Annotated in this window: 10 protein-coding genes and 1 pseudogene; 7 read left to right on the forward strand and 4 right to left on the reverse strand. The window is 62.0% G+C overall.

The window, feature by feature from the left end; all coding sequences use genetic code 11:
• Window positions 1-39: 39 nt before the first annotated feature.
• The 4 genes from ACZ5KU_RS18915 to ACZ5KU_RS18930 all read left to right on the forward strand — a co-directional run bounded on the left by ACZ5KU_RS18915 (window position 40) and on the right by ACZ5KU_RS18930 (window position 4246).
• The gene (locus ACZ5KU_RS18915; protein ID WP_464736009.1) at window positions 40-1440 is read left to right on the forward strand and encodes an integrating conjugative element protein; all 1401 of its coding nucleotides are present in this window, start codon (window positions 40-42) and stop codon (window positions 1438-1440) included.
• Window positions 1441-1497: 57 nt separating this feature from the next.
• Entirely contained in the window at window positions 1498-1809 is a 312-nt protein-coding gene (locus ACZ5KU_RS18920) for a hypothetical protein (protein WP_464736010.1), read from the forward strand.
• A gap of 60 nt (window positions 1810-1869) precedes the next feature.
• Complete coding sequence (locus ACZ5KU_RS18925) at window positions 1870-3150, forward strand: hypothetical protein (RefSeq protein WP_464736011.1); 1281 nt, start codon at window positions 1870-1872, stop codon at window positions 3148-3150.
• 664 nt (window positions 3151-3814) lie between these two features.
• Window positions 3815-4246: a DUF6124 family protein gene (locus ACZ5KU_RS18930; protein ID WP_464736012.1), complete on the forward strand. Its 432-nt coding sequence runs from the start codon at window positions 3815-3817 to the stop codon at window positions 4244-4246.
• Between the two features lie 329 nt (window positions 4247-4575).
• Here the strand turns inward: ACZ5KU_RS18930 and ACZ5KU_RS18935 are convergent, their stop codons facing one another.
• Together ACZ5KU_RS18935 and ACZ5KU_RS18940 are read right to left on the reverse strand one after the other, a co-directional pair.
• Complete coding sequence (locus ACZ5KU_RS18935) at window positions 4576-6345, reverse strand: acyl-CoA dehydrogenase C-terminal domain-containing protein (protein WP_054063678.1); 1770 nt, start codon at window positions 6343-6345, stop codon at window positions 4576-4578.
• 15 nt (window positions 6346-6360) lie between these two features.
• Window positions 6361-7983 carry an acyl-CoA synthetase gene (locus ACZ5KU_RS18940; RefSeq protein WP_464736013.1) on the reverse strand — a complete coding sequence of 541 codons (1623 nt, stop codon included), beginning with the start codon at window positions 7981-7983 and terminating at the stop codon, window positions 6361-6363.
• Window positions 7984-8183: 200 nt separating this feature from the next.
• Between ACZ5KU_RS18940 and ACZ5KU_RS18945 the strand changes: the two genes are divergently transcribed.
• Together ACZ5KU_RS18945 and ACZ5KU_RS18950 are read left to right on the forward strand one after the other, a co-directional pair.
• The gene (locus ACZ5KU_RS18945) at window positions 8184-9983 is read left to right on the forward strand and encodes an ATP-binding protein (RefSeq protein ID WP_464736014.1); all 1800 of its coding nucleotides are present in this window, start codon (window positions 8184-8186) and stop codon (window positions 9981-9983) included.
• Window positions 9983-10663, forward strand: coding sequence for a response regulator transcription factor (locus ACZ5KU_RS18950; protein WP_054058126.1), 681 nt, complete (start codon window positions 9983-9985; stop codon window positions 10661-10663). The genes ACZ5KU_RS18945 and ACZ5KU_RS18950 overlap by 1 nt, the downstream gene beginning before the upstream one ends.
• Here ACZ5KU_RS18950 and ACZ5KU_RS18955 read toward each other — a convergent pair.
• Together ACZ5KU_RS18955 and ACZ5KU_RS18960 are read right to left on the reverse strand one after the other, a co-directional pair.
• A pseudogene (locus tag ACZ5KU_RS18955) lies at window positions 10653-11806 on the reverse strand (EAL domain-containing protein). The gene ACZ5KU_RS18950 and the pseudogene ACZ5KU_RS18955 sit on opposite strands and share 11 nt — an antisense overlap.
• Window positions 11725-12195, reverse strand: coding sequence for a CSS-motif domain-containing protein (locus ACZ5KU_RS18960; RefSeq protein WP_464736015.1), 471 nt, complete (start codon window positions 12193-12195; stop codon window positions 11725-11727). The pseudogene ACZ5KU_RS18955 and the gene ACZ5KU_RS18960 overlap by 82 nt, the downstream one beginning before the upstream one ends.
• Window positions 12196-12527: 332 nt before the next feature.
• On the opposite strand from ACZ5KU_RS18960, the gene ACZ5KU_RS18965 reads away from it, so the two are divergent.
• A complete protein-coding gene (locus ACZ5KU_RS18965) occupies window positions 12528-13004 on the forward strand; it encodes a hemerythrin domain-containing protein (protein ID WP_273822334.1) in 477 nt (158 codons plus the stop codon).
• Window positions 13005-13147: the final 143 nt, after the last annotated feature.

The raw sequence follows: 13147 nt of genomic DNA on the forward strand, positions 1-13147 counted from the left end.
CAACGCCGAGCGATCGCCTCTCTCGTAATGGAGCCTCTCATGATTCGGATGTCATCGTTTCGCCGCCCCAGCCCCAGTCGCTGGCTGCTTCTGCTCATGGCCCTGGGGAGCGTTCCGCCGCCAGCCATTGCGACGGAGTTCGGTAGCAGCGGCAGTGCCATAGGTGACGACGTGCTGTACCGGATTGGCGGTGGCAGCGCCGTGAACATGGGCCGGGCCGGCGACATGCAAAGCCTCCAGGTTGGCGTGGGGTGGAACACCGACCTGATGTGCGGGAAGATGGATTTGAACACCACCCTGCACAACCAGCTCAACGGCCTCACCGAGGGTTTCCAGAACATCATGGGCGACCTGATCCAGGGCGCCACGGGGGCTGTGGCCTCGCTGCCGGCGCTGATCATTCAGCGGGCGGACCCGGGCCTCTACAACCTGCTCACCAACGGCATCCTGCAGGCACGGCTGGACTTCGACCGCTCCAAGGCCAGTTGCCGCGAGATGGCCGAGCGCATGATGAAGGTCGCCGGCAACCAGAACCGTTGGGGTGCGCTCGCCGAGGGCCAGGCACTCAAGGAGGCCATGGCCCAGAACACTGACCCCGTTGCGGTCACCGCCCAGGCCGAGAAGGACAACGGCAACACCGGTGTGCCCTGGGTCGGAGGGGAAAAAGCCGGAGGCAAACAACAGGCACCGATCAAGGTGGTCAAGGATGTGACCAAGGCCGGCTACAACCTGCTCAATGGCCGCGGTGCCACGGACAACAGCAGCATCGATCCCAAGGCCTGCAACAGCGGCCTGCTGTGCAAGACCTGGAAATCACCGGATGAAGCAGCCGGGTTTGCCAACCGCGTGCTGGGGGAAGACGAACAGCAAACGTGTGAAGACTGCACCAAGAGCACCGCCACCGCTGGCGTGGGCCTGACACCGCTGATTCAGGAAGAGTACGAAGCCAAGCTCAAGGCGCTGAAGGCGTTGATCGACGGCAGCCAGACCACCACGCCGGAAAATCTCGCCGACGCAGGCAGCAACTCGATGCCGATCACCCGGGGCGTCATCACCGCCCTGCGTGATGAGCCCGACCAGGAGCTGCTGGCCCAGCGCCTGGTCTCGGAAATTGCCGTCACCAGCATTCTGGAGAAAGCCCTGCTGCTGCAACGCGCCCTGCTCGCCGGCCAGAAGGAGCCCAATGTGTCCGCCAGCGGCCTCGCCGCCAAGACCATCGACGTCGAGCGCGAGGCCCTGCAGCAGGAAATCGCCAACCTGCTCACCGACCTGGAAATGCGCCGTTCCCTGACCAGCAATTCACCCTCGGCAATTATCGCGCGGCACCAGCAGCGCAAGGACAACTCACGCACGATCTTCGAGGGGGATCCGGATGCCAATCGGCTGGAGTCGTTGGAGAAGGAGGTCAAGGGCAATGGGGGGCGGCCGCCACCTCCCTGAGCAAGGCCGCTGCCCCCCGTAACTGTCGCCCCCCAGGTTTTATTACAAGGATCAGTGATGAAAAAACGTTTCTCGCTCTGTGCCCTGGCTTCGGCCCTGGCCGGCTGCAATGCCGAGTACACCTTCGATGAAATCTCCGCCAAAGCCGGCAGGCTCGGCTCTCCCCATGCCCTGTACATCGAGCCCCAGTCCGGTCAGCCCCTCAATGGCACCGTGACGCATAAGGTCGGTGACCAGGTGCTGCTGTCCTTCAAGGTGGAAAATGGCCGGGCCGTGGGAGAATGGAAACAGTTCGACCCGAGCGGCGCGCTGTTGGTCGAAGGCCAGTTGAAAGCCGGCGTGTTCGTCGGGACACGCAAGACCTGGTGAACGGGCACCTTCTCCCGGCAACTGCACGAGTTGTTGACGGAGGAAGGCGGACGTAGCGCCGTGCAAACCTATGATTGTGCCACCGGCCTGCAGGTCGGTGACAGCACCTCCCTGGCGGGCAGTGAGGTGCGCGTCGGTGCGCAGCGCAAATGGCGGGTGATCGAGGGGGAACAGAAGCTGACCTTGCTGGAGACCTTCGCCAGCGACGGTTCCGGCAAGCTCGATGGCCGGGTGGAACATTACGACTACAAAGGCGACCTCAAGGACCACGCCACGTACCAGAATGGCGTGCTCAACGGTGTGCTGGAGACCTGGGTAGACGCCGAAGGTACAAGGGTGCCGAGAACCAAAGTCACCTACAGCGCCGGCAAGAAAAACGGCCCTTCGGAAATTTACTTCATGCGCGACTGGCCCGCCGGCACCGTGGAAGAAAAAGGCCATTATCAGGATGACCAGCAGGTGGGAGTCTGGACCCGCTACCAATTCGGCGAAGCCACGGTGCGCGACTACGACAATCCGCCGAACAGAACCCCCATGGCCGAGCGTGTCTGGAGGGCCTCAGGCGGTGACCATCTCACCCCGGATGGAAGCATGGCCCTCAAGGACCTGGACGGCTTCGCCTATCTGCTGAAAAGCTCCGGCATCGATATCAATCAGCGGCTGACCGATCAGGACCGCCCACTGATCACCTCGGCCGCAGAAAGCGCCTACGACTACCTGGTGGCCGAAGGTGCCGATCCGATGGGCCGCGATGGCGAGGGCAACACCCGGTTGATGAGCTGCCTGGGGCCCCTGCACTTTCTCAACTGCAGCCTGAGACACATGATCACACTGGCTGGCAAGGAAGACCTGAAGGCGCACAACGCCTACGGCGACACGGCCCTGTCACTGTTCTGCAGGCGGACCGAGAAGCTGCTGAGGCGCCGCAACACCGGCGATCAGATACAGGAGCTGTTTCAGGCCCTGCTCAACGGCAGTGACATAAACGCCAAGGCTTACGGGGGTGAGACGCCATTGCATGCCTGCATGGCCGAGCGCGATCTCAGCTTCGCGCAGGCCCTTGCGGCTGCCGGTGCCGACCTCGATGCCACGGACCTCAACGGCACAACCCCGCTGGCGGCGGCCTTTCTCAAGGACTATCGCGAGAGAGCAAGCGGCCACACGATCCGCTGGTCCGAGGATCGGATTCGCGTGGTTGCCAGCTACCAGGGCAAGGCCAGCTTCTCCTTCGACACACCGGTGCCGGTGTTTGGTAAATCGCTGCGCCAACTGATGCTGGAGAATGGCGATACCGCTTCGGCGATGTTGATCGACTCGCTGGTGGGTACCGTCAAGGATTGAGAGCCGTACAGGCAGCATACGAGGCTCGCATTGATTGAAGTAGCAATCAAGTTGGGCCCCGGTCAGCCGCGCACCTCACGCTCAGAATTAAGGCACTGAGCGAACTAAGAGTTGATCAGGCGCGCAGCGCCACCTTTTGCGAGGCGCTTTTCTACAGCCTCCTCTTTATAGGAGTCGTGCCCACATCGATCGCACAGTCGATGGCCCAGCTTGCGAATCATGGTTTTGGTCCCATCGAGAACTTGTAGGGCCATTGCACCACACGCCCATTAGCGAGAAGCCTGCCACAGCACTCTTCCATTCTCATCCCAAGGACTCAGAGTGATCACTCAGCAACACCTGGAAACGTACGAAGCTGCTTTCCGAAAATGAGCCTGTTTCCTACGCACTATGGGCATGGGAGAATATTGTCGACGCCTGCCCTGGTGGCTAGAGTCCAGAGGTCGCTGCCAATTCAGCGATCGGGCTTGGACACCCGGGATCTCACAGTGCGTACAGCACCGCGATAGCGGTTTTTTTGTGCTCGCATTATGGCGGGCTGTGCGCGGGACACTTTCGAGTGTGCCGGGTTATCTGTGTCCCGGTTGTCCAACCTGCGTACAGTTCGCCACCCTTCGCTTGGACACGAAAGTGGTGAACTTCTCCAATACACAGAGGATTCACCATGGTCAAAAAAATTACTCCCGACCCGCCACCCTGCAGCACCTCCAGCCCTGAGGAAAAAGCCGCCTACCTGCGCAAGATCATGCAGGAATCACTGGCACAGATAAAATCGGCGCCGCCTTGTACCCAAGAGCCAATTCCTCTCGACACACTCGCCACGACCGCCTTCAAAGCAGTAGAGGCCGGTACAGCAACCTCGCCGCCACTGTTCTCTGTTCAACCAGGCGTCACCGCCCAGGATGCACTGACCCAAGTATCGGAATTGCTCAGAACTGCCGAGCTGAGCGCCGATGAAATCTGCCCTCGCCTGGATGGTTTCGAACGGGATCTGCTGATGGGAATGGCGCGCTCGATCACGCTGTCACGAGCTGTCGTGGAGGCACTGCTTGATGGACATTCAGTTCCTGCCTTAGACACTTCGAAAGAGCTATGACGGCACTCCTTTCTTCATAAGACTACAGAGGACCGATACCCAAACGCATGCGAAAGGCAGCAGCTCGGAGGGCCTGGACCTGAGGGTATCGGCGGCTGGAACGTTCTCTTCAGGCGCCTCTGAACCAAGACTCCCTTGGCATAAAAGATGTCCATCGGGTCAGTATTATCACGCGCAACCCGCATCGCAACAGACGATGTTAAAAACACGGCTTTCAGGATTAGCGCCTGACTCGAACCTGCGCTGCCAGGCCCCGCCAGGCATAAAATGCCCGCCTCACACCCCGCGCGAGTCGGGCATTTTTGCTGCCACTCTATCCTGAGTGCTGATCAGAACTGCTCGGGCCGCAACTGGTACAGGCTGTGGCTGCCAGCCTTGATGCTGGCCTCCAAGGCCAACGAACGAGGCAACAGACGCTGGAAGAAGAACTCGGCGCTGGCCAGCTTGGCTCCGTAGAACGCCGGATCGTCTGCCATGGCTGGCTGAGCCGCGGCCGCCATTCGTGCCCACATGTAGGCGTAGGCTGTCAGGCCGAACAACTGCAGGTACTCCACCGCTGAGGCGCTGATCAGGTTCGCGTCATCCACCGCATGGCGCATCAGCCAGTGGGAGGTGTCACTCAGCCGCTCAATGGCCTGGAGCACCGCATCGCGATGCAGTGGAGCGTCGGCACAGAACAGGCGGATCTCGTCGGTGAACACAGCCAGAGCCTGACCGCCATCGGCCAGCACCTTGCGCCCCAGCAAATCCAGAGCCTGAATGCCATTGGTGCCCTCGTAGATCTGCGCGATGCGTACATCACGCACCAATTGCTCCTGGCCCCATTCGCGGATGTAGCCGTGGCCGCCATACACTTGCTGGCCCAGCACACAACTCTCCAGCCCATTGTCGGTGAAGAAGGCCTTGGCCACGGGCGTCAGCAGCGAGACCAGACGCTGCGCGTTCTCACGTTCCCCCGCAGCCTCGGCATAACGGGCCAGATCGAGCTGCTGGCCGACATAGGTGGCAAACGCGCGCCCGCCTTCTGTCAGGGCCCGCATGGTCAGCAACATGCGGCGGACATCACCATGGTGGATGATGGGGTCGGCCATCTTGTCCTTGGCCTGCGGGCCCATTGCAGAGCGACTTTGCAGGCGCTCATTGGCGTAGCGGGCAGCGTTCTGGTACGAGGCCTCGGCGCAGCCGATGCCCTGGATGCCAATGGACAAACGCTCGTAGTTCATCATGGTGAACATCGCCGCCAGCCCCTTGTTCGGCTCGCCCACCAGGTAACCCACCGCACCGTCGAAGTTCATGACGCAGGTGGCCGATGCCTTGATGCCCATCTTGTGCTCGATCGACCCGCAGTGGACGCCATTACGCTCGCCCAGGCCGCCATCGGCACCGATCAGGTACTTGGGCACCAGGAACAGAGAGATACCTTTGGGGCCCGCCGGTGCATCGGGCAACTTGGCCAGCACCAGGTGAATGATGTTCTCGGTCAGGTCCTGCTCGCCGCCGGTGATGAAAATCTTGCTGCCCGTGACCCGGTAGCTGCCGTTTGCCTGCGGTTCAGCCCGCGTCCTGATCAACCCCAGATCGGTCCCGGCATGCGGCTCGGTCAGGCACATGGTGCCCGACCAGCGGCCTTCGTAGATCGGGGCAAGGAAGGTTTGCTTGAGAACCTCACTGGCGTGGGCATCGATGGCCAGGCAACTCCCCGCACTCAGCGCCGAGTACAGGCTGAAGCTGCTGTCGGCGGCATACATCATTTCCTCAAACAGCACCGAGAGCATCTTGGGCATGCCCATGCCGCCGTATTCAGGGTTGCCCCCCAGGCCCACCCATCCGCCCTCGCGATACGTCTGCCAGGCCGCCTGGAAGCCGTCCGGGGTGGTCACCTCGCCAGCGTCGAAGCGAACACCCTGTTCATCTCCGTTGCGGCTCAACGGTGCAATCAGTTGCCCGGTGATCTTCGCCGCCTCCTCGAGGATGGCATCGGCGGTGTCCGTGTCGACACGCTCGGCCAGCGCCGGTAAACGGGCCCACATCGCCGGGCCCTGAAACACTTCATGAAGAACAAAACGCATGTCACGCAGCGGTGCAGTGTAATCAGTCATCTGTGAGTTCACCGTTCAAAGGGCCTTGGCCCAGTCGCGCAGGAGAAATTTCTGGATCTTGCCGGTCGAGGTCTTGGGCAGCTCACCAAACACCACGGTTTTGGGCACCTTGAAGCCGGCCAGGTGCTCGCGACACCAGGCGATGATGTCCGACGCTTGTGTCGCACCGTACCCGGGCTTGAGGGCGACGAAGGCGCACGGCGTCTCCCCCCACTTCTCGTCCGGACGGGCCACCACGGCAGCCTCAAGGACTGCCGGGTGCCTGTACAGGGTGTCCTCGACCTCGATGGTCGAGATGTTCTCGCCGCCGGAGATGATGATGTCCTTGAGCCGGTCCTTGATTTCAACATAGCCATCGGGATGCCAGACCGCCAGGTCACCGGTGTGAAACCAGCCTCCCCGGAAGGCCTCGGCCGTGGCCTCCGGGTTTTTCAGGTAGCCTTTCATGACGGTGTTACCCCGCATGAAGATCTCGCCCAGGGTATTACCGTCACGCGGCACCGGTTGAAGGGTCTGCGCGTCGGCGACCATCAGGCCGTCCAGTGTCGGGTAGCGCACCCCCTGGCGTGACTTGATCCGCGCACGTTCTTGCAACGACAGCGCGTCCCACTCGTCGTGCCAGGCGCAGACCGTCACCGGTCCATACACCTCGGTCAAACCGTAGGTATGGGTGACCTGAATGCCCATCTCCTCGATGGCACCGATGACCTTGGCCGGCGGCGCTGCCCCGGCGACCATGGCCTGCACCCTGTGCTCGATCGCCGCCTTGGCGGTGTCGGGCATGTTGACCAGGGCGTTCAACACGATCGGTGCGCTACACAGGTGGGTCACCCGGTGCTCGCGGATCAGGATGAGGATCTTCTGCGGGTCGACCCGACGCAGGAACACATGGGTCCCCGCCAGGGCAGTGATGGTCCAGGGATAGCACCAGCCGTTGCAATGGAACATCGGCAGGGTCCACAGGTAAACCGGGCGATGGCCCATGGTCCAGGTCATCTGGTTGCCGATGGCATTGAGGTAGGCACCGCGGTGATGATAGACCACGCCCTTGGGGTTGCCGGTGGTGCCGGAGGTGTAGTTCAGCGAAATCGCCGCCCACTCATCATCCGGCCATTGCCAGGCAAACTCCGGATCGCCCTCGGCCAGAAACGCCTCATACCCCAGCTCGCTGACGGCCTGGCCCTCGCCAAACTCCGGATCGTCCACGTCGATCACCAACGGCGGGTGCTCCAGCCTACCCAGTGCATCGCTGATCACACGGTGAAACTCACGATCGCCGATCAGCACCTTGGCCTCACCGTGCCGGAGCATGAAGGCAATCGCTTCGGCATCCAGGCGCACATTGAGGGTGTTGAGCACCGCCCCGGTCATGGGCACACCAAAGTGCGCTTCCAGCATCTCGGGAATGTTCGGCAGCATCACCGCCACGGTATCGCCAGGGCCGACACCGCGCCCCGCCAGGGCGCTTGCCAGCCGCCGACAGCGCTCATAGGTCTGGCTCCAGTTACGCCGGATAGCGCCGTGGATCACGGCCGGATATTCACCGTAGATGGCGGCGGTTCGCTCAATGAAACTCAAGGGGGTCAAGGCGACGTGATTGACAGGGGTGGGCTGCAAGCCCTGGGAGAAGATCGACATGCGGTCATCCTGTGTGGGAGCCAGGCGCAGCCAGTGCGCATGATCCCCGGGTGGCTGATTGTTAGCTCTGATCAGGGGTCGGGAGCTGAGCAAGGCCTCAGACTCCCACCGTCGCTTTTTACGCGAACCGCTATAGTAATTGGATTATTTACCATAGCAATATGGTACAAATACTATAAAACAAGCTGAAACCGATAAAAATGAGATCATTCCCCCTGCTGGAAAAAGATCCACAGCCCACGCTGCTCGCAGGTGCCGACGCCCAGCCACTGAGCCTGAACCCTGCCCTGCAGGCCTTGATTGCCGAGTCTGGCGAGTTGGGGAACGTGCTGGCGGCCAATCACCCCGCGCTGGTCCAGGCCTGTCTGCGACAAAACCGTTCGATCATTGACGTGGAGGTCGTACGGGATGAGCGAACCTTCCTCTGGACCTATGTGCCCGATGAGGCGAACGGGCAAGTCCTGGTGCGCTGCCGGGATGCCAGTGAGGAGCGCCATAGCATTCGAGAGGCCAGCCGCGCGCGTCGGCTCTACCGCCTGATCACGGAAAACACCACTGACCTGATCTCTCGCCATAGTCCGGATGGGGTGTGTCTCGATGCCTCGCCGGCCGCGTACCGCTTGCTCGGCCTGTGGCCCGAGCAACTGCGTGACAGGCCGGTGCAAGCATTGCTGCACCCGCGTGAATGCCGGGAGGTGCTACCCGTGACCGCCGCGGCGTTGGTGCAGGACGGCTACCACACCATGACCTGCCGGGTACGCCACACCGATGGGGGCTACCGCTGGTTCGAGATTGCCAGCCATGCCATCCGCGAGACCTACACGGGTGCGGTGGCAGAGATCGTCAGCATTTCGCGCGATGTCAGCGTTCGCGTGGAGGCCCAGGAAAACCGCCGTCGTCTGGCCGAAGTCGTTGAGGCCAATACCGACCTGGTGCTGTTCATCGATCGCCAGGGGCACGTCAGCTACCTGAATGCCTCCGCACGTCGGGCCTTGGCACTCGATGGCCTGCAGGCGCTGCCCCCCCTCGCCGCGCTGCTGGATGATCAGACGCGCCAGAGGCTGGACACCGAAGGGTGGGAGAGCGCTGAGCGACAGGGGGTGTGGCAGACAGAGGCACGGCTTCAGCCGTGGCGCGAAGGCGGCCCCTTTCCGGTCTCCCTGGTGCTGCTGGCCCATCGCGCCATTGCCGCAGAACGCTACTACTCTCTCGTGGCCCGCGACATGACGGAACGCGAACTGCGGGAACAGCAGTCGCGACGGCATCAGGATGAACTGGCTCACACCGCACGCCTGATGACCCTCGGCGAGCTGGCCTCCGGCATCGCCCACGAAATCAATCAGCCCCTGGCAGCGGTGGTCAATTACGCCAGTGCCAGCCAGCGCTACCTGCAAAGTCTCGACCAGGACCCGAAGGCCCGCGACCGGATCAGCCAAGGCCTGCAACGCATCAGTGAACAGGCCACTCACGCCGCGCAGGTGATTCGGCGGCTTCGCGCCTTCCTGCGCAAAGAGCCCCGCCGACTGCAGGAACTGGTCCCGGCCCAGGTGGCCAGCGAAGCGGTACGCCTGTGTGCCTGGGAAGCGTTGCGGGATCAGGTCAGCATAGAGTTGCGCATGGCCGATGACCTGCCAGGCGTGTACGCCGACCGTGTGCTGCTCGAACAGGTCCTGCTCAATCTGCTGCGTAACGCGATTGATGCCAATCGGGAGCAGCATGGCGGCCAACCGTCGCGTATTCTGCTCGGCGCCGAGCGCCAGGGTGATTGGCTGCAGATCGAGGTAACGGATCAGGGAGGCGGCGTGCCCGCCGAGCGCCTCGATGAGATTTTCACCCCCTTCACCACCAGCAAGCCTGAGGGGCTGGGGCTTGGCCTGTCGATGAGCCGCAGCATCGTCGAAGGCTTCGGTGGGAGCTTGCAGGCACGGGCCGGCAACACGGGTGGTCTGGTGCTGTGCTGCAGGCTGCCGGTCAATAACGGATGGAAAGAGGAACGCTGATGAAGGCAACGGTGTATGTGATCGACGATGACCAGGGCATGCTCGACTCAACCGTCTGGCTGCTGGAGTCGGTGGGCCTGGAGGCCGTTCCGTTCACCAGTGGCCAGGCCTTCCTTGACGCCGTCGATCCTGCCGGGCCGGCCTGCGTGCTGCTCGACGTTCGCATGCCGGCCATGGGCGGTCTGGCTGTCCAGGAGACGCTCCACAAGCGCGGCCTCAAGATCCCGGTGATTTTTGTCAGCGCCCATGCCGATGTGCCCATCGTCGTTCGCGCCTTCAAGGCCGGCGCCTGCGACTTCATCGAAAAGCCCTACAACGATCAGCTGTTGCTGGACAGCGTTCAGGCAGCACTGCATCGCGCAGGCAGTTCGCTCGCCGGCACGACGGAACTGGCCCAGGTTCAGGAGCGAATCGACAGCCTCACGCCGCGGGAACGGGATGTCTTCATTCCCCTCGTCCAGGGGTTGAGCAACCGAGAGATCGCCGAACACCTGGACGTGAGCATCAAGACCATCGACCTGTATCGGAGTCGGGTGATGAAGCGAATGCAAGCGCAGAGCTTGCCCTCGCTCGTGGGGATGGCCATTGCCTGTGGTCTGATCGACGCCCTGAGTTTGCGAGCCAGGGTGACAGACGACTCGCCGCCGTCACGGGAAGCCCGCTTCGAGTTCAGGGCTTGAGTGTCAGGCTGGCCAGATCGATCCTGGACAGCAGTTCGCCGATCGGCAGCGCCTTGCTGAACAGCCAGCCCTGGGCAAAGGCCTGGGGGCAGAAGTTCAGGACCGCTTGCCGCTGCTGTTCGGTCTCAACGCCCTCGAAGATCACCTGGGCATCCATGGCCTCGGCGATCTCGTTGACCTTGAGCAGGGCGAACGCCGCCGGCGAGCAATCGCCCACCGCACTGGTAAAGGATCGGTCGATTTTTATCTTGTCGACCCGCAGATTGGCGAGGTAGGACAAACTCGAGTAGCCGGCACCGAAGTCGTCGACAAACACCTGGCCGCCAGGGCGCGGAATTCATCGATTTTCTGCGCGACCATCGCCATGTTCGCCGTGGAACTCTCCAGCACCTCGATCGCCAGTTGTGCCAGTCGGACGTTCGCCCGCGCGGCCTCGGCCTTCAAGAAAACCAGGGTCCTGGGGTCCAGCAGATCCCTGGCCGCCAGGTTGATGCTGGCATACAACGGTGGATTGGCCTGCAACACCGTGGACAGCTCGGCCAGGCACTTTCGCAGGACGATTTTATTGAGATCAAAGGCCAGCCCCAACTCCGCCGCCACGCTGAAAAAGCTGTCGGGCGCCACCCAGCCAAGCTCCGGGTCGTGCCACCTGGACAGCACCTCCATGCCACAGATCCGACCGCTGCCGGCCTGGACAATCGGCTGATAGACAAGATCGATGCGCGAATGTCGAATCGCCTTTTTCAAGCGCACCGGCAATGACCTGGATTGGGTGATTCTGTGGTTGAGCGCATACCAGGCCAGGCCACCGAACACCGCCCCCAGAAGGATCACAAGGCCGAGCAGTCCGGCATGCTTGCAGGACAGAACATGGCTTTGCACCTGCGCCTCCACGCAGATGCTGAACCGGTCCGAGCAGACCCTGACGTTCTTGCCCTCCAGATAGCCCAGACGCTTGAGCTGGCCGAAGGAACGCATGATCAGTTGCCCGTCCGCCGAGGTCACCCGCGCACTCAATTCCTCGGGTGGCGATTCGAAAGAGGAAAACGCTACCGGGGAAGTCACCACGAACGCCGAGCCCCGGGAGGTGATATCCACGTTGATGTGCCTGCCGTCATCATCGAAGACCGCCCGCCAGAGCATCGAACCGGTCTTGCCCAACTTGCCATCGCCCTCGATCCGGTACTTTGCCGATGCCCCCACAGCGCCGAACACTGTACGTCACGGTCGATCATTCGGCCGGCGTCCCTCACGAACCGGTAATGGAAGGCGATCTGTTTCAGGCTTGCCTGATCGTCCTCGCGACAGATCGGGTTCGAATCCCGATTGATGGCCTCCAGCGCGGTCACGATATTGTCCGCAACCGAATCGGCCTGGAGCAGGATCGCGCGCGCATAGGCGTCCACACGGCTTTCGGACGCGGCCAGCCACACGATCTGGGCCACCCAGATGGACAGCGCCACACCGCAGGCCACCCATACGGCCAAATGCAGAAGCGTACGCCACCTCCCGCTGTCTCTGTAACCGGGCATCCCTGAACCTTATAGCGACTCGCTATTGTCGAAGTTTTTCATCAGCTCGCGATCCTGCACTCAACCGTAGCCCAGCACCAGCAGGTTGCCATCATCGGCCGGCGGATCCAGGTGTCCGGTGCCGCTGCCGGTTGGCAGGGCTATCTGCATCATCGCCGCAACCCGTTCGTGCAGCCTGCATGACCGCCATTCGCCATCACTCGGCGCAACCGCCTGAAAAACAGGAGGTTTCATCATTCACGGGGCTGGCACGACAAATGCCACTACTCTCCCGAGATCATCGCGCCGACGCAGATCGGCCGCCCTTTCATACGTGATAGCGAGGTACCCCCATGAACGCCATCGAGCTGCTCAAAGCCGACCACGAAAAGGTCAAGACCCTCCTCACCCAACTCAGCGAGTCGACCGACCGGGCGCAAAAGAAACGCACCGAGCTGCTGCAGAAACTGGAACTGGAAGTCACCATTCATACGCAGCTTGAAGAGGAAATTCTCTATCCCGCCTTCAAGGAAGCAGGCGGCAGGCAGCAGGAGCAAATGTACCATGAGGCCAAGGAGGAACACCGCACGGTGGACTCGCTGGTGCTGCCCGACCTGAAGAATACCTCCCCGACCACTCCCGAGTTCGCCGGCCGCGTCAAGGTGGTCAAGGAGTTGCTGGAACACCACATCGAGGAAGAGGAAAACGAGATGTTTCCAGAAGCCGAGAAGCTCCTCGGCAAGGAAAAGCTCGAGAGCCTGGGAGAGCAGATGCAGCTGCTCAAGGCATCGCTGAAGAAAACCCTGAGTGCCTCGAAGATGGCTGCCTGAAGCGGCCTGCCGGGCCGCAGCAACCTGAGCGCCTGCGTGAAGACGCTCAGGTTGCGCGCGGCCGTTACGGAACTTGGGAAGCGTCGCACGCGGCTGTTCGCCGAAGCACTCCCTGACGGAGCGTGCCGCCAGAGGGTGTAGGA

The sequence above is a fragment of the Pseudomonas sp. Tof1 genome (assembly GCF_055390395.1).